The organism is Burkholderia sp. AU32262 (assembly GCF_020419985.1).
GTDB classification, from domain to species: Bacteria; Pseudomonadota; Gammaproteobacteria; order Burkholderiales; family Burkholderiaceae; genus Burkholderia; species Burkholderia semiarida.
This window is the reverse complement of record NZ_JAIZRS010000031.1, coordinates 22,423-39,428: the sequence shown is the minus strand read 5'-3', so window position 1 is coordinate 39,428 and position 17,006 is coordinate 22,423. Positions and strand designations below refer to the sequence as shown.

The 17,006-nt window shown below is 67.9% G+C and carries 15 protein-coding genes; 12 read left to right on the top strand and 3 right to left on the bottom strand.

Going from position 1 to position 17,006, the window contains the following annotated elements; genetic code table 11:
• Window positions 1–23 precede the first annotated feature (23 nt).
• The 3 genes from LGN10_RS28465 to LGN10_RS28455 all read left to right on the top strand — a co-directional run bounded on the left by LGN10_RS28465 (window position 24) and on the right by LGN10_RS28455 (window position 3,322).
• Window positions 24–950: a TIM barrel protein gene (locus LGN10_RS28465; RefSeq protein ID WP_226225775.1), complete on the top strand. Its 927-nt coding sequence runs from the start codon at window positions 24–26 to the stop codon at window positions 948–950.
• Between the two features lie 31 nt (window positions 951–981).
• Complete coding sequence (locus tag LGN10_RS28460) at window positions 982–2,154, top strand: Gfo/Idh/MocA family protein (protein WP_226225774.1); 1,173 nt, start codon at window positions 982–984, stop codon at window positions 2,152–2,154.
• 283 nt (window positions 2,155–2,437) lie between these two features.
• A complete protein-coding gene (locus LGN10_RS28455; RefSeq protein WP_060316274.1) occupies window positions 2,438–3,322 on the top strand; it encodes a MurR/RpiR family transcriptional regulator in 885 nt (294 codons plus the stop codon).
• A 57-nt stretch (window positions 3,323–3,379) separates the two neighbouring features.
• Here LGN10_RS28455 and LGN10_RS28450 read toward each other — a convergent pair whose 3' ends face one another.
• Window positions 3,380–4,900, bottom strand: a complete 1,521-nt coding sequence (locus LGN10_RS28450) for a CoA-acylating methylmalonate-semialdehyde dehydrogenase (RefSeq protein WP_226225773.1) — start codon at window positions 4,898–4,900, stop codon at window positions 3,380–3,382.
• Between the two features lie 109 nt (window positions 4,901–5,009).
• On the opposite strand from LGN10_RS28450, the gene LGN10_RS28445 reads away from it, so the two are divergent.
• The 7 genes from LGN10_RS28445 (at window position 5,010) to LGN10_RS28415 (ending at window position 12,315) form a co-directional block, all read left to right on the top strand.
• Window positions 5,010–5,945, top strand: a complete 936-nt coding sequence (locus tag LGN10_RS28445) for a LysR family transcriptional regulator (RefSeq protein ID WP_226225772.1) — start codon at window positions 5,010–5,012, stop codon at window positions 5,943–5,945.
• 116 nt (window positions 5,946–6,061) lie between these two features.
• Window positions 6,062–6,289, top strand: a complete 228-nt coding sequence (locus LGN10_RS28440) for a sulfurtransferase TusA family protein (RefSeq protein ID WP_006402122.1) — start codon at window positions 6,062–6,064, stop codon at window positions 6,287–6,289.
• Window positions 6,290–6,499: 210 nt separating this feature from the next.
• Window positions 6,500–6,934: a hypothetical protein gene (locus LGN10_RS28435; RefSeq protein ID WP_059575870.1), complete on the top strand. Its 435-nt coding sequence runs from the start codon at window positions 6,500–6,502 to the stop codon at window positions 6,932–6,934.
• Window positions 6,935–7,202: 268 nt separating this feature from the next.
• Window positions 7,203–7,907 carry a response regulator transcription factor gene (locus LGN10_RS28430; protein ID WP_027784223.1) on the top strand — a complete coding sequence of 235 codons (705 nt, stop codon included), beginning with the start codon at window positions 7,203–7,205 and terminating at the stop codon, window positions 7,905–7,907.
• Window positions 7,904–9,265, top strand: a complete 1,362-nt coding sequence (locus LGN10_RS28425; protein ID WP_226225771.1) for a FecR domain-containing protein — start codon at window positions 7,904–7,906, stop codon at window positions 9,263–9,265. Before LGN10_RS28430 ends, LGN10_RS28425 begins: the two co-directional genes overlap by 4 nt.
• Window positions 9,266–9,275: 10 nt before the next feature.
• On the top strand, window positions 9,276–11,663 hold the full coding sequence (locus LGN10_RS28420; protein ID WP_104012267.1) for a CHASE2 domain-containing protein: 2,388 nt from the start codon (window positions 9,276–9,278) through the stop codon (window positions 11,661–11,663).
• A 37-nt stretch (window positions 11,664–11,700) separates the two neighbouring features.
• Complete coding sequence (locus tag LGN10_RS28415; protein WP_059575864.1) at window positions 11,701–12,315, top strand: DUF4136 domain-containing protein; 615 nt, start codon at window positions 11,701–11,703, stop codon at window positions 12,313–12,315.
• Window positions 12,316–12,368: 53 nt separating this feature from the next.
• Here LGN10_RS28415 and galU read toward each other — a convergent pair whose 3' ends face one another.
• Together galU and LGN10_RS28405 are read right to left on the bottom strand one after the other, a co-directional pair.
• Complete coding sequence (gene galU / locus LGN10_RS28410; protein ID WP_059575861.1) at window positions 12,369–13,253, bottom strand: UTP--glucose-1-phosphate uridylyltransferase GalU; 885 nt, start codon at window positions 13,251–13,253, stop codon at window positions 12,369–12,371.
• 87 nt (window positions 13,254–13,340) lie between these two features.
• Complete coding sequence (locus LGN10_RS28405) at window positions 13,341–16,208, bottom strand: valine--tRNA ligase (protein WP_226225770.1); 2,868 nt, start codon at window positions 16,206–16,208, stop codon at window positions 13,341–13,343.
• A gap of 177 nt (window positions 16,209–16,385) precedes the next feature.
• Here LGN10_RS28405 and LGN10_RS33855 point away from each other — a divergent pair, with 177 nt between their 5' ends.
• Complete coding sequence (locus LGN10_RS33855; RefSeq protein WP_413227167.1) at window positions 16,386–16,517, top strand: hypothetical protein; 132 nt, start codon at window positions 16,386–16,388, stop codon at window positions 16,515–16,517.
• Window positions 16,514–16,939, top strand: a complete 426-nt coding sequence (locus tag LGN10_RS28400; RefSeq protein ID WP_059575857.1) for a type VI secretion system amidase immunity protein Tai4 — start codon at window positions 16,514–16,516, stop codon at window positions 16,937–16,939. Before LGN10_RS33855 ends, LGN10_RS28400 begins: the two co-directional genes overlap by 4 nt.
• Window positions 16,940–17,006 lie beyond the last annotated feature (67 nt).

Below are 17,006 nucleotides of genomic sequence, written 5' to 3'. Positions count from 1 at the left end.
GCTGACGTACCGGACCGACCGACATGACGATGAAGATAGGTTGCGCCCCGTGCTGCTGGGGCGTCGACGACGTGAACAACCCGCATCTGCCGCCGTGGCGGCACGTGCTCGCCGAGGCCGCGCAGGCCGGTTATTCGGGCATCGAGCTCGGGCCCTATGGCTATATCCCGCTCGAACTCGACGTGGTGAGCGCCGAGCTCGAGCGCCAGCGCCTGAGCATCACGGCCGGCACGATTTTCGACGATCTCGTGTCGCCGGAGAACCTGCCGAACCTGCTGCGCCAGACGCGCGACATCTGCGCGCTGATCACGCAGTTGCCGAAGCTGCCGACGCAGGACGGCCAGCGCTACGCGGCGCCGTACCTGGTCGTGATGGACTGGGGCCACGAGGAGCGCGACTACGCGGCCGGCCACGGCGATCGCGCGCCGCGGCTGTCCGACACGCGCTGGGCGCGGATGGTCGACCATATCCGGCAGATCGCGACGATCGCGCGCGACGAGTTCGGCGTGCGCGCGGTGATTCATCCGCATGCGGGCGGCTACATCGAATTCGCGGACGAGATCGACCGGATCGTTGCCGACATTCCGGCCGAGACGGCGGGCCTCTGTCTCGATACCGGCCACCTGTATTACTCGGGCATGGAGCCGGAAGCGTGGTTGCGCCGCCATGCGGCGCGTCTCGACTACGTGCATTTCAAAGACATCGACGCAGCCGTATACGACGCGGTGATGGGCGAGCACATCGCGTTCTTCGCCGCCTGCGCGCGCGGCGTGATGTGCCCGATCGGCGCCGGCGTGCTCGACTACCGCGCGATCCGCGAGGCGCTCGACGACATCGGCTACGCGGGCTATATCACGATCGAGCAGGAACGCGACCCGCGCAGCGCCGGCACGAGCCTGCGCGACGTCGCCGCGAGCCGCGCGTTTCTCGCGTCAGCCGGTTTCGCATGACCCATGAACACGCACCAGGAACACCACCATCATGATTGACGGACAGATTCTGCTTGGACATTCGATTCGCTGGGGCATGGTCGGCGGCGGACTCGGCAGCCAGATCGGCTACAGCCACCGGTCGGCCGCGCTGCGCGACGGCAGCTTCCAGCTGGTTGCCGGCGCATTCGATATCGATCCCGAACGCGGCCGCCAGTTCGGCGTGAAGCTCGGCGTCGCGGCCGAGCGCTGCTATCCCGATTACGCGACGATGTTCGACGCCGAGGCGCGTCGCCCCGACGGCATCCGCGCGGTGTCGATCGCGACGCCGAACAACACGCACTTCGAGATCTGCCGCGCCGCGCTGAACGCGGGGCTGCACGTGGTCTGCGAGAAGCCGCTGTGCTTCACGACCGAGGAGGCCGAGGCGCTGCAGCGGCTGTCGGTCGAGAAGAACCGGATTGTCGGCGTCGCGTACGGTTATTCTGGACACCAGATGATCGAGCAGGCGCGCGAGATGATCGCGCGCGGCGACCTCGGCGAGATCCGCATCGTGCAGATGCAGTTCGCGCACGGCTTCCACAGCGAGGGCGTCGAGGCCGCGAGCGCGGCCGCGCGCTGGCGCGTGGATCCGAAGTTCGCGGGCCCGAGCTACGTGCTCGGCGACATCGGCACGCACCCGCTGTACATCTCGGAAGTGATGGCGCCCGAGCTGAAGATCCGGCGGCTGATGTGTTCGCGGCAGAGCTTCGTGAAGAGCCGCGCGCCGCTCGAGGACAACGCGTTCACGATCATGGAATACGACACCGGCGCGATCGGCTACGTGTGGTCGAGCGCGGTGAACGCCGGCTCGATGCACGGGCAGAAGGTGCGCGTGATCGGCTCGAAGGCGAGCGTCGAATGGTGGGACGAGCACCCGAACCAGTTGCGCTACGAAATCCAGGGGCAGCCTGCCCAGGTGCTCGATCGCGGAATGCCGTACCTGCATCCGCACGCATTGCGCGAAGATCGCATCGGCGCCGGGCATCCGGAAGGGCTGTTCGACGCATGGTCGAACCTGTACGCGCGCTTCGCGCTCGCGATGGACGCGGCCGATCGCGGCGACACGGCGGCATTGAAGACCATTCGCTTTCCGGACGTGCACGCGGGCGTCGAGGGCGTGCGCTGGGTCGAGAACTGCGTGCGTTCGGCCGATGCGGGCGGCGTGTGGATCGACTATCGTTGAAGCGGGCAAGGCCCGCTGCGCCGCGCTTCGCCGCGGCAGCCGGCCTCGGTACACACCCTGATCTTTACGCCGCCGCGCGCGCGTTGGACAATCGGTTCCAGTCTTGCCGTGGAGCGTACGTCAACAGACCCTGGTGATGATCGAGCGCGTGGGAGCGAGCACGCGGCACGGGCCGTGCCGCAAACGTGATTAAATTCGCCCTTCATGCATGTATCCAGTCGAGCCCCGGGCCGCGCCCGCCAGCCACGCGCGCGCATCGGGGCCGTCAACTTCGCGCTATCCGATGAGTTCATCCGAGAAACCTCCCGCCACCGTCGAGGCGTTCCTGCAGCACCTGACGCAGGAGTACGACGGCCTCAGCAATCGCCTGAAGGTGATCGCGCGCCACGTGGAAACGCATCGGGACCAGCTTGGGCTGGAAGGCATCCAGTCGCTCGCGGAGGCCTGCGGCGTCCAGCCGTCGGCCGTCGTGCGCTTCGCGAAGCACTTCGGCTTTTCCGGCTTCTCCGAGATGCAGCGGCTGTTCCGCGAAGGGCTCGCGCAGCAGATCGCGCCGGGGCGCGCATACAACCTGCGGCTGCGCGACGTGATCGAAGCCGGTTCGTCGAGCCTGCAGCCCGAACAGATCGCCGACGAATTCATCAAGGGCAGCATCGCCGGGATGCAGCAGTTGCGGCAGACGCTCGACTCGCAGGCGCTCGCGCGGGCCGTCGACCTGCTCGCCGATACGCAGGCGATCTGGATCGCCGGGTCGCGGCGCGCGTTTCCGATCGCCGTGTATCTGGACTATGCGCTGCAGCACACCGACAAGCGCATCGGGCTGTTCAGCGCGCTCGGCAGCATGCATCTCGGGCAGATCCGGTCGGTGCGCGAGGGCGACGTGATGATCGCGATCTCGTTCATGCCGTACGCGGACGAGACCGTGCAGGTCGCGCAGCAGGCCGCGCAGCGCGGCGCGCGGCTGATCGCGATCACCGACAGCCGGATGAGCCCGCTCGCGCGGGAGGCCGAGGTGACGCTGATGGTGCAGGACAGCGCGACGTTCGGGTTCCGCGCGCTGACCGCGACGATGGGCCTCGCGCAGAGCCTGTTCGTCGCGCTCGCGTACCGGCTCGAGCTGTCCTATATGCCGACCGCCGACGGCGCGCACGGCACGAAAGCCGGTTGATCTCGACGGGCTGCGCACCGCCCGCCGAACGGCTCGACGGGCTGCGCACCGGCCGGCTTACTTCGCGGTCGGCATTGCGAATTCGGCGCCCTTGCCGATGCTCGACGACCAGCGCTGCATCACCGACTTCTGGCGCGTGTAGAAGCGCACGCCTTCCTCGCCGTACGCGTGCATGTCGCCGAACAGGCTCTTCTTCCAGCCGCCGAAGCCGTGCCACGCCATCGGCACCGGGATCGGCACGTTGATGCCGACCATGCCGACCTGGATGCGCCGCGCGAATTCGCGCGCGATGCCGCCGTCGCTCGTGAAGCATGAAACGCCGTTGCCGAACTCGTGCGCGTTGATCAGGTCGACCGCTTCGCCGAAATCCTTCACGCGCACGCAGCCGAGCACCGGCCCGAAGATCTCTTCCTGGTAGATCCGCATGTCGGGGCGCACGTGATCGAACAGCGTGCCGCCGGTGAAGAAGCCGGCCTCGCGGCCCGGCACGCGCAGCCCGCGGCCGTCGACCACCAGTTGCGCGCCTTCGTTCACGCCCTGCTCGATATAGCCTTCGATGCGCTTGAGCGCTTCGCCGGTGACGATCGGGCCCATCTCGACTTCCGGCGACATCCCGTCCCCGATCACCAGCTTGCGTGCGCGTTCGGCGACCGCCGGCACGATCCTGTCGGCCACGTCGCCGACCAGCACCGCGATGCTGATCGCCATGCAGCGCTCGCCGGCCGAGCCGTACGCGGCGCCGATCAGCGCGTCGACGGCCTGCTCGATGTTCGCATCGGGCATCACGACGAGGTGGTTCTTCGCGCCGCCGAGCGCCTGCACGCGCTTGCCCGACTGCACTGCGCGCTGCTGCACGTACGCCGCGATCGGCGTCGAGCCGACGAAGCTGACGGCCTGCACGTCCGGGTGGTCGAGCAGCGCATCGACCGCGTCCTTGCCGCCCTGCACGACGTTGAACACGCCGGCCGGGAGGCCTGCCTGCGTGAGCAGGTCGGCGATGAACAGCGCGGCCGACGGGTCGCGCTCGCTCGGCTTCAGCACGAACGTGTTGCCCGTCGCGATCGCGACCGGGAACATCCAGCACGGCACCATGCACGGGAAGTTGAACGGCGTGATGCCCGCGACGACGCCCAGCGGCTGGCGCATCGTCCAGTTGTCGATGCCGGTGCTGACCTGGTCGGTGAAGTCGCCCTTCAGCAGTTGCGGCACGCCGCATGCGAATTCGACGATGTCGATGCCGCGCGCGACTTCGCCTTGCGCGTCCGAGAACACCTTGCCGTGCTCGGCGGTGATGATCGCCGCGAGCGTGTCGCGGTGCTCGTTCATCAGTTGCAGGAAACGGTGCAGCACGCGTGCGCGGCGGATCGGCGGCGTGTCGGCCCAGGCCGGGAACGCGGCGTGGGCGGCGGCGACGGCCTGCCGCACTTCGCTGTCGTCGGCCAGCGCCACGCGACGCGCCGCGCGACCGAGCGCCGGATTGAGGACGTCCTGGAAGCGGCCGCTGCGGCCGGCGACGGGCGCGCCGTCGATGTAGTGGCCGACGTCGGCGTCGGACGTATACGCGGGAACCGTGGTCATGCGTGTCTCCTGGGGACGAGGGGGAACAGCGCCCAGTCTAGGGAAACCGGCAGGGCGGGAGAAGTCCGCCAAACTTGATTCACTGTTCAGAATTCTGAATAATCGGCGGATGAATCAGCAAAATGTCCAGGCGCTCTGGCCGCATATCCATTCGCTGACGGTGCTGGCCGCGGCGGGCAGTTTCACGGCTGCCGCGCAGCGGCTCGGCATCAGCAAGGCCGCGATGAGCCAGCGCATCGCCGATCTCGAAAAGGCGGCCGGCGTGCCGCTCGTGCGCCGCACCACGCGCAGCGTGCGGCTCACCGATGCGGGCCAGACGCTCGTCGACAGCACGCGCGACGCGTTCGAGTCGATCGGCCAGCATTTCGCGCGCGTGAAGGATCTCGCCGGCGAGCCGCGCGGGCTGCTGCGCGTGACGGTGCCGGTCGCGCTCGGGCGCCAGCAGGTCGTGCCGCACCTGCCCGATTTCCTGCGCCGGCATCCGGGCGTGCAGATCGAGCTCGACCTGTCGGATCGCCTGCATTCGCTGACGCAGGAGGGCTTCGATCTCGCGATTCGCCATACGACCACCGCGCCGCAGACCCACGTCGCGTGGAAGCTGTGCGACACGCGTTCGCTGCTGGTCGCGAGCCGCGACTATCTCGACGCGCGCGGCGCGCCGCGCCACCCGGGCGAACTCGTCGATCACAGCTGCCTGTGCTACCTGCGCGAGAACGAGCCGGCCGCGTGGAGCTTCGAGCCGCACGGCCGCCTGCGCGAGCGCGTGAGCGTGCCGGTGCGCGGCAGTTTCGCGGCGAACAACAGCGAGGCGATGCGCGAGGCCGCGCTCGGCGGGCTCGGCATCGCGCTGCTGCCCGATTTCAGCGCGCGGCGCGATCTCGACGCCGGCCGCCTCGTCGCGCTGCTCGACGGCTGGCGGCCGTCGGGCGCGTTCGGCGACCATATTTTCGCGATCCGCCCGTACAGCCCCGTCGTGCCGAGCGCGGTGCGCGCGCTCGTGCGGCACCTGCGCGAACGGCTCGCGGGCGGTTTCTCCGGCGCATGAGCCGGATGCCGGCGGGCGCCGGGCCGTGGGCGCCCGGGCAGGCGCGGCGGCGCTGCGGTAAAATCGCGGCTTCCTCCCGCGCCAGGTGTGGCGCGTCATTCGAAGGTCGACAGCCGATGCAGATTCACAAGGAAGTGGACGCGCGCGGGCTCAATTGCCCGTTGCCGATCCTGCGTGCCAAGAAAGCGCTTGCCGATATGGAAAGCGGGCAGATCCTCAAGGTGCTCGCGACCGATCCGGGCTCGCAGCGCGATTTCGCCGCGTTCGCGAAGCAGACGGGCAACGAGATCGTCGAATCGACGACGCAGGACAAGACCTTCGTGTTCCTGATGCGCCGCCGCTGAAGGCGCGCATTACCCATCCCGCCGCGGCAGGCTTCCGGCCGGCCGTGTCTTGCCGCTCCTTTCTGACAATTCTTAAACCTCGTCGCGCGACCGGCTGCGTATACTGAGCCGGCCGGTCGTCCGCTCCCAGCGGAGGCGCCGGCCACGGTACGTCGCACGGCGGGCTCGGGGGCCATGCCTGACGCTACCGTCGTACAACGGGGAGAGGACATGTCCTTCAGACCAGGGACCTTTGGAAGCCCGTCCGGAGCGGAAAGCATTGCGCCCGTGCGCACGTCGGAATTGAGCCGGATCGAGCTCGATCCGCAACAGGACCGCCACGCGCGTGCCGCGCTGGAGGCGTATGCGGATTCGGCCGCCGCCGAGATGCCGTGGCTGGCCGAGTGGCTCGACGAACGGCTGCGCGATGCCGCGCGGGACGACGGCTCGGGCCCGACCTACTGCGGCGCGACGATCGAGCGCGTGTTCGATCTGGCGCAGGCATGGGCGGCGGGCCAGCCCGACTACGCGGCCGGCGCGTGGGAGCGTGTGCGCGACCAGCTGCAGCGGATGCTTGCGCAACCGCCGCTGGCGGAGCCGCCGTCACCGCGCGTGCCGACAGACGACTGTGCCGAGCCGGTGGCCGGCATCGCGGGCGCCGAATAGGCGTCCGGTTGCGCAACAGAAGGGATTATTCGAAGAAAGGGCGATAGTCCGCGCAATTTCTTGGCGAATTTCATACTACTATGATGAAATCGCCGGTTCGTCCGTGCCCCGTTTTTGAGATATTTAGCCGGGGTCGCCGGGGTGCGCAGGAGGCGCGAGCGGCGAACGACGGCTCGCCGGCCGGTATCCGGAACGCCGCGCGCATCCTGCGCGGCCGGGGCAGGCGCGGGAGCCGAATGGACGAACCGACTTCGATTTGCGGGGTGCTATGAGAATTGCTGTACTGGATGACGATCCGGCCCAGACGGATTTCGTCAGTCAAACGCTGACGGCCATCGGCCACACGTGCTACGCGTTCAAGGAAGGCAAGGCCCTGAAAAAGCGCCTGCAGCGCGAGACGTTCGATCTGCTGGTGCTCGACTGGAACGTGCCCGACATGTCCGGCGAGGAAGTGCTCAAGTGGGTGCGCGCCAACCAGACCGAGCACAGCCTGCCGATCATCTTCATGACGAGCCGCGACGACGAGGCGGGTATCACGCAGATCCTCAACGCCGGCGCCGACGATTACGTGGTCAAGCCCGTGTCGGGCCCGATCCTGCGCGCGCGCATCGGTTCGCTGCTGCGCCGCGCGTATCCGGTCAACGCCGAGGCGACCGTTCGCGAGTTCGACCAGTTCCGTTTCGACGTGAACCTGAAGCAGGCGTACGTCGGCGACAAGGCCGTGAGCCTCACGCAAAAGGAATTCGAGCTCGCGCTGCTGCTGTTCCAGCATCTCGACCGGCCCCTGTCGCGCGCGCACATTCTCGACCTCGTGTGGAAGCAGGCGACCGACATCCCGTCGCGCACGATGGATACGCACATTTCGATGCTGCGCACCAAGCTCGGCCTGCGGCCCGAAAACGGCTACCGTCTCGCGCCGATCTACGGGTACGGCTACCGGCTCGAACGGGTCGGCCAGGGGGAACCGGAGTGATCACGCGAATCGCGCCGCGCACGGCGAGCCTGCGTACGGCGGCGCTGCACGCAGCCTGCGCGGCGGCGTTGGCGTTCGCCGTGCAGCCCGCCGTCGCGCAGCCGCCCGCCGCCGCGGGAAAGATGGTCGTCTATCGCACGCAGGCGGGCGACACGCTGTACGACGTCGCCGCGCGCTACCTGCAAGGCGCGGACGACTGGCAACTGCTCCAGCAGATCAACGGCGTGCCGGCGCCGAAGCACCTGCAGCCCGGCATCGCGCTGAAGCTGCCGGTCGCGCGGCTGCGCAAGGAAAAGCTCACCGCACGCGTGGTCGCGGTGCAGGGCACGGCCGAGCGCGCGTCCGGCGGCGCCTTCGCGCCGCTCGCGAACGATGCGACGCTCGCCGAAGGCGACCGCGTGCGCACGGGCGCGAACGGCTTCGTGACGATCGAGCTGAGCGACGGCACGCACATGAGCCTGCCGCCCGACAGCCAGCTCGACCTGAAGTCGTTGCGCCGCACGGTGCTGACCGGCACGCTCGATCGCGAGTTCGAGCTCACGCGCGGCTCGGTCGACAGCGAAGTCACCCACCTGAAGAAACGCGACGACCGCTTCCAGATCCGCTCGCCGTCGGTCGTGGCAGGCGTGCGCGGCACGCGCTTTCGCGTGAACTACGACGCGGCCGGCAATGCGACGACGCGCGTCGAAGTGCTCGACGGCACCGTCGGCGTCGCGGGCGGCCGGCGGCCGGCCGACGCGACCCTCGTGCATGCGAATTTCGGCAGCGTCGCGACGTCGTCCGGCGCGGTCGGCGCGCCCGTCGAACTGCTGGGCGCGCCAACGCTCGCGCATCCCGACAAGGTGCAGGACGAGCCCGACGTCGCCTTCGACGTCGCGCCGCTCGCGCAGGTGCATGCGTATCGCGTGCAGCTCGCGCACGATGCGGGGCTGCTCGACCTGTTCCGCGAAACGCGTACCGATTCGCCGCGCGCGGTGTTCCGCGACGTGCCGAACGGGAATTACTTCGTGCGGATCGCCGCGATCGATGCGAACGGCCTCGAGGGGCGGCCGCGCACCTATGCGTTCGAACGCCGCGTGATGGGGCTCGACGCGAGCGCGTCGCAGGGCGCGGGCGGTTACGAGTTCCGCTGGTCGCCGAATGGCTCGGGCAAGAACGCGCGTTACCGCTTCGTGCTGTCGCGCTCGAAGGACCTGAGCGCGCCGGTCGTCGATCAGGTCGGCCTGCACGCGCGCCAGATCACCGTCGCGCACCTGCCGCCGGGCGACTATTTCTGGGCCGTGACCGTCGAGGATTTCGAAGGCGGCAAGTTCTACGAGAAGACCAGTCCGGTCAGCGCGTTCACGTTGTCGCGCTGACCCGCGGCGCATGAGACACGACTCCGTTTCTCCGCGGCGACGCCTCGGCCGCCGCTTCCTGATCGAATGGATCGCGATCGGCTGCCTCGGGATCGCGGTGATCCTCGCATGCGCGCTCGGCCGCCTGTCGTCGAGCGTCGACGGGCTGATCTACGACCGGCTGCTGATGCTGCGCAGCCTGCCGCTGTCGCCCGACGTGGTCGTCGTCGACATCGACAACCAGAGCGTATCCGCGCTCGGTCGTTGGCCGTGGCCGCGCGACGTGCACGCGCGGCTGCTCGACACGCTCGCGCGCGCACAGCCGGCCGCCGTCGTCTACGACGTGCTGTTTACCGAGCCGTCGCCCGAGGATCGCGCGTTCGCGGACGCGATGAGCCGCGTGCCGACCTTTCTGCCGGTGCTGCTGAGCCCCGAGCAGGCGGACGGCGCGCGTTCCGTCGATCCGCCGGTCGCCGCGCTCGCCGCGCGTGCGACGGGGCTCGGCCATATCAATCTCGAAGTCGATCGCGACGGGATCGTTCGCAGCGTCGCGCTGTTCGAAAGCGACGGCCGCGTGCGCTGGCCGCAACTGATGGTGCCCGTGTACCGCGCGATCCAGGCCGGCCGGCTGCACCCGGTCGGCGGCGTGCCCGGCGCGAACGCGCACGACCTGTCGCGCGATGCGGCGGGCGAGGGCCGCTACCTGATTCCGTTCAGCCGCAACACGCCCGCGTATCCGACGCTGTCGTTCGACGACGTGCTCGAAGGGCGCGTGAAGCCCGACGCCCTGCGCGGCAAGATCGTCGTCGTCGGCGTGACCGCGTCCGGGCTGTACGATCGCTTCGCGACGCCGGTGTCCGGCGAGTTCGGTCCGCTCGCCGGCGTGTACATCCATGCGAACGTGCTCGACATGCTGGCGACCGGCAGCGCGATCTCGCCCGCGTCGCGCGCGGGATTGTTCATCGCGTCGCTGCTGCCGCTCGCCGTGTTGCTGGGCGGCTTCCTGATGCTGTCGCCGTGGCGCGCGCTGCTGCTGACGCTGAGCCTGGCCGCGCTCGCCGTGGTCGCGAGCGTGGCGCTGCTGTTCGAGGCGCGCATCTGGCTGACGCCGGCGCCGGCGATCTTCGGGCTGATCGCCGTCTACCCGATCTGGAACTGGCGGCGGCTGGAAATGACGATGTCGTATCTGCGTCGCGAGCTGCAGAAGCTCGCCGACGAGCCGCACCTGCTGCCCGAGGCGCCGCGCACGCGCAACGTCGGCGGCGACGTGCTCGAGCGGCAGATGGCGCTGATGGCGCAGGCCGCGCAGCGCGTGCAGGACATGAAGCGCTTCGTGTGGGACAGCCTCGACAGCATGCCCGAACCGATCTTCGTGACCGACCTCGCCGGTACCGTGCTGATCGCGAATCATGCGGCCAAACGCTACGGGTCGCGGCTCGCGCTGCCGCTGCCGGAAGGGCGGCCGCTGCGCATCGCGCTCGGCGAACTGACGTTCATGAAGACGGTCGACGGCAACGCCGAGCACGACGCGGCGATCCGCGAGCACTGGCCGGCCGCGCTCGACCCGACGCTCGAGGCCGAGCACGACGCGATGGCGCGGGGCATCGAGGTGCGCGACCGGGACGGGCTCGACCATCTGCTACGCTACGCCGCGTGCACGAACGCGCAAGGTCGCGTGACCGGCTGGATCGCCGGCCTCGTCGACGTGACCGAGCTGCACGCGGCCGAGCGGCAGCGCGAGGAAGCTCTGCACCTGCTGTCGCACGACATGCGTTCGCCGCAGTCGTCGATCCTCGCGCTGGTCGAGATCGAGCGCGACCGCGTCGAGAGCGATGCGATGCGCGGGCTGCTTGCACGGATCGAGCGCTATGCGCACCGCGCGCTGTCGCTCGCCGACGAGTTCGTGCAACTGGCGCGCGCCGAGTCGCAGGCGTACCAGCTCGAGGTGACGAGCCTCGTCGACGTGCTGATCGATGCGAGCGACGAGGTGTGGCCGCAGGCGCAGGCGAAACACATCCGCATCGAGACCGACGTGGGCGCCGACATGTGCTGGGTGCGCGCGGACCGCTCGCTGATCACGCGCGCGTTCGTGAACCTGCTGAACAACGCGGTCAAATACAGTCCGTCCGACACGGTGATCACGTGTACGCTGACGGTCGAGCACGCAACGAAGCGGATGTTCTGTACGATTCGCGATCAGGGGTACGGCATCGCGCCGGAAGATCAGCGGCATCTGTTCGAGCGTTTCAAGCGGTTCCATGCCGGCGAGCGGCCCGAAATCTCGGGTTCCGGGCTCGGCATGGCGTTCGTGAAGACGGTCGTCACGCGCCATGGGGGCAGCGTGTCGGTCGACAGCGAAGTGGGTGTCGGAACCGCGGTGACGGTGTCGCTGCCCGCGATCGACGAGCCGTCCGCCTGACAGGGCCGGGCGCGACGGCAGGCATTTGGGGAAAGCCATGAGAAAGCAATGGGCGGCGGCCGCGCTGGCGGCGTCGCTGTTGGCGGGTTGCGCCGGCGTCACGAGCGGCGTGAGTGCGGTCGGGCAGCCGGATGCGTTCGCTTCCGGTGCGCACGGCTACGATTTCGTGCGGACGGCCGCGCAGGCGGGCGATGCCGAGTACCGGCAGATCGAGACGCTCGTGCGCGACGAACTCGCGCGCCGCGGCTTCGATGCGCAGCCGCTCAAGGATGCGCGTTACCGGTTGTCGATCGCGTACGCGACGCAGCCGGCGGCGGTCGCGGCAAGCGCCGAGCGCTGCGGCGCGGCGAGCAGCGCATGCGTGACGGTCGACGGGCCCGCGCCGCTCGCGCTGCCGTTCATGGGCCGCGTGTACCGCCACGTGCTGACGCTGCGTTTCGTCGATGCGAAATCGGGCGCCGACGTCTATCGCGTGTCGGCGTCGCTGCGCGATCGCGATCCGGGTACGCAGCAGGCCGCGCCAGCGCTCGTGAAGAGCGCGCTGGCGAAGGTCCCGTTCGGCGACGGCACCGGCTGGCTGGTCAAGACGAAAAAAGACGACGCGGGCGGCATGCCGGGCGTCGTCTCGGTGAAGCCGGCCGACGCGCGCTGAAGGCGCCGGCCGCAAGGTGAGGGCGGGCCCGCCGCGGCAGGCCCTTGCCGCGTTCAGACGGCCGGTTGGCCGCCGTCGCGGGTGCGCAGATACGTCTCGAACTCCGCGCCGACTTCCGGGTGGCGCAGCGCGAATTCGACCGTCGCCTTCAGGTAGCCGAGCTTGCTGCCGCAGTCGTAGCGCGTGCCCTGATACTTGTAGGCCAGCACCTGTTCGTCGGCGAGCAGCGCCTGGATCGCGTCGGTGAGTTGCAGTTCGCCGCCCGCGCCCGGTTTCAGCGCGCGCAGGTGCTCGAAGATCCGCGGCTTCAGGATGTAGCGTCCGACCACGCCGAGGTTCGACGGCGCGACTTCCGGCGCCGGCTTCTCGACGATCGCCGACATCTTGACGATCGACTCTTCCCATTCCTTGCCGTCGACGATCCCGTACGATTTCGTCTCCGACGGCGGGATCTCTTCGACGCCGATCACCGAGCTGTGATAGTGGTCGAACACGTCGACCATCTGCTTCATCACCGGCGGGTTGCCGTCGAGCAGGTCGTCCGCGAGGATCACCGCGAACGGATTGTCGGCGACCAGCTTTTCCGCGCACAGCACCGCATGGCCGAGGCCGAGCGCTTCCGGCTGGCGCACGTAGAAGCAGTCGACATGGCTCGGCTTGATGCTGCGCACCAGCTCGAGCAGCTTTTCCTTGCCGCGCGCCTCGAGTTCGGCCTCGACTTCGTACGATTTGTCGAAGTGATCCTCGATCGCGCGCTTGCTGCGCCCGGTCACGAAGATCATCTCGGTGATGCCGGCAGCGATCGCTTCCTCGACCGCGTACTGGATCAGCGGCTTGTCGACGACCGGCAGCATTTCCTTCGGGCTCGCCTTCGTTGCCGGCAGGAACCGCGTGCCGAGACCGGCCACGGGGAATACCGCCTTGGTGACTTTCAACATGATCGAACCTTTATTCCTGTAATCGACTTGTCAGACGGTCTATGTTCACGTCCGCATTATAGTGAACGCAAATGACCTTACCCTTTGTTACGCAGGCAACCGATCGAGCTGAGCACGCAGTTTTTCGAGCGTGCTCTGGAATTCCGCGACGCGTTTTTGCTCCTGTTCGACCACGGCCGGCGGCGCTTTCGCGACGAAAGCCTCGTTGCCGAGCTTCGCGTTGCACTTCGCGATCTCGCCCGTCAGGCGCGTGATTTCCTTCGCCAGGCGCTCGCGTTCGGCCGCGACGTCGATTTCCACCTTCAGCACCAGCTTGTTCGGGCCGACGATCGCGATCGGCGCGCCGTGCGCCTGCTGGTCGAGCGACGCTTCGTCGGCCAGGATCTGCACTTCCGACAGGCGCGCGAGCGCCTGGACGTACGGCGCGAACGAGCGCAGGCGCTCGGCGTCGCCGGCGGCCAGCAGCGGCACCTTGGTGGCCGGCGACAGGTTCATCTCGCCGCGCAGGTTGCGGCACGCGTCGACGATCGCCTTCAGGTCGGCCGCCCACTGCTCGGACGCCTCGTCGAGCTTCTGCAGGTTCGCGATGGGGTAGGCCTGCGTCATCAACGACGCCTCGCCGTCGGCCTTGCCCTGCGGATAGCGGCCGGCGAGCGGCGCGACCTTCTGCCAGAGCGCTTCGGTGATGAACGGGATGACCGGGTGCGCGAGGCGCAGCACCGTTTCCAGCACGCGCAGCAGCGTGCGGCGCGTCGCGCGCTGCTGTTCCGGCGTGCCGTTCTGGATCTGCACCTTCGCGAGTTCGAGATACCAGTCGCAGTACTCGTCCCACACGAACTTGTAGATGCTGCTCGCGATGTTGTCGAAGCGGTAATCGGCGAAACCCTTCGCGATGTCGGCTTCGGTGCGCTGCAGCAGCGACACGATCCAGCGGTCGGCCGCGGAGAAATCGAGGTAGCCGCCGGGGCCGCAGTCGCCCGCGCCGCACACTTCGGGCTTGTCGGCGCCGCAGTCGTGGCCTTCGCAGTTCATCAGCACGAAGCGCGTCGCGTTCCACAGCTTGTTGCAGAAGTTGCGATAGCCTTCGCAGCGCGCGAGGTCGAAGTTCACGTTGCGGCCGAGCGTCGCCATCGACGCCATCGTGAAGCGCAGCGCGTCGGTGCCGAACGCCGGAATGCCGTCCGGGAATTCCTTGCGCGTCTTCTTCTCGATCGTGGCGGCCTGCTTCGGGTTCATCAGGCCCGTCGTGCGCTTCGCGACCAGCGTGTCGAGATCGATGCCGTCGACGATGTCGATCGGGTCGAGCGTGTTGCCCTTGCTCTTCGACATCTTCTGGCCTTCCGCGTCGCGCACGAGGCCGTGCACGTACACGGTGTGGAACGGCACCTTGCCGGTGAAGTGCGTGGTCATCATCACCATCCGGGCGACCCAGAAGAAGATGATGTCGAAGCCGGTGACGAGCACCGACGACGGCAGGAAGTGCTGCAGTTCGGGCGTTTCGTTCGGCCAGCCGAGCGACGAGAACGGCACGAGCGCGGACGAGAACCACGTGTCGAGCACGTCCTCGTCGCGCTTGAGCGCGCCCGCATAGCCCTTCGCCGCGGCCTGCGCACGCGCTTGCTCCTCGTCGCGCGCGACGAACACCTCGCCGTTCTCGCCGTACCACGCGGGAATCTGGTGACCCCACCACAGCTGGCGCGAGATGCACCAGTCCTGGATGTTTTCGAGCCACTGGTAGTAGGTGGTCGTCCAGTTTTCCGGCACGAACTTGATCTGGCCGCTGCGCACGACGTCGAGCGACGTTTCGGTGATCGACTTGCCCGGATTGAACGTGCCTTCCGGCGCCGGCTTCGTCATCGCGACGAACCACTGGTCGGTCAGCATCGGCTCGATCACGACGCCCGTGCGGTCGCCGCGCGGCACCATCAGCTTGTGCGGCTTCACCGAGTCGAGGAAGCCCTGCGCGTCGAGGTCGGCGACGATCGCCTTGCGCGCGTCGAAGCGATCGAGGCCGCGATACTGCTCGGGGCCGTTGTCGTTGATCTTCGCGTCCAGCGTCAGGATCTCGATCGGCGCGAGGTTGTGGCGCAGGCCGACCTGATAGTCGTTGAAGTCGTGCGCGGGCGTGACCTTCACGACGCCCGTGCCGAATTCGCGGTCGACGTAGTCGTCGGCGATCACCGGAATCTCGCGGCCCGTCAGCGGCAGCGTGACGAGCTTGCCGATCAGGTGCGCGTAGCGTTCGTCTTCCGGGTGGACCATCACCGCGACGTCGCCGAGCATCGTCTCGGGGCGTGTGGTCGCGACGGTCAGCGAGCCCGAACCGTCGGCGAGCGGGTAGCGGATGTGCCACAGGTGGCCGTTTTCTTCCTCGCTCACGACTTCGAGGTCCGACACGGCGGTGAGCAGCACCGGATCCCAGTTGACGAGGCGCTTGCCGCGATAGATCAGGCCCTGTTCATAGAGCGTGACGAACACGTCGCGCACGGCGGCCGACATCTTGTCGTCCATCGTGAAGTATTCGCGCGACCAGTCGGTCGACGCGCCGAGGCGGCGCACCTGGCCGGTGATCGTCGAGCCGGACTTCTGCTTCCATTCCCACACGCGCTCGACGAACTTCTCGCGGCCGAGGTCGTGGCGCGACACGCCCTGCGCGTCGAGCTGGCGCTCGACGACGATCTGGGTGGCGATCCCCGCGTGGTCGGTGCCGGGCACCCACAGCGTGTTCTCGCCGAGCATCCGGTGGTAGCGGGCGAGGCCGTCCATGATCGTCTGGTTGAACGCGTGGCCCATGTGCAGCGTGCCGGTGACGTTCGGCGGCGGCAACTGGATCGCGAAATCGGGGCGCGCCGGATCGAATGCCGGGGCGGCATAGCCGCGTTTTTCCCACTCGGGCTCCCATTGGGACTCGATGGTGTGGGGTTCGAAGCTCTTCGCCAGCGTGTTGTCGCTCATGGTGGAAATTTGCCGAAAAATGCGTGTTGGAGACTTGAACCTGACATTATAAATCGCCAGGCGTCGAGTGAGCCGTTCGCGGCCTATGCAGTCAGTTCGTACGTGTCCAATTGCTGACGCGTGTTGCGAGCGCTAACTTGCGGGTCTGGCTGTGGATGTAAGTAGGGCCTTTTCGAGGTGCATGGGTGGAGTGACGCCAGCGGGCATGCGACGCTGTTCAATGGGCGCCAGTGCTACGACGCTTGTTATTTCAACGAGCCGGGGGCGAACTATCGCACTAGCCGCGCTTGTTTCTGGACGCTCAAATGAACGTTTTTCGGGCAGTCTGCGCCGTCGCGCTATGTTCGGCACTGTCTGCCGAAGCGGCCGATTCCGTCATGGCCGTGCGGCGCACCAATGCGGAGAATTACAAGGACAGGGCGTTGGCGGCCTGCCTGTCGATCGCTTACCGAGGATCGCCGGCAGGCAAGGATGCCGAAATGACCAAGAGTGCGTTCCTGGAATGGACTTATTACGATGACGAGAAGGGCGATCCGGCGGTCGAGCGCCTTGCTGAACACTATTTGCACCGCGATTACGGCAATCCCGTGGAAGGTTACGCCGGGGCCGAATTTGCTCTGCTGAAATGCCTGGACCTGTATCACGGCCCCGAGCTCGACGAACAAGTTCGCCGGTATGTCCGACATCCCGACTGGATCGGCGACAAACCCGCCAGGCGGCCCAGGAAATAACGCGGGTGACGGGCGCCGAAGCCGTCGCCGGCAGGAAAGCGGCATCGTCGGGACGCGATGCCACATC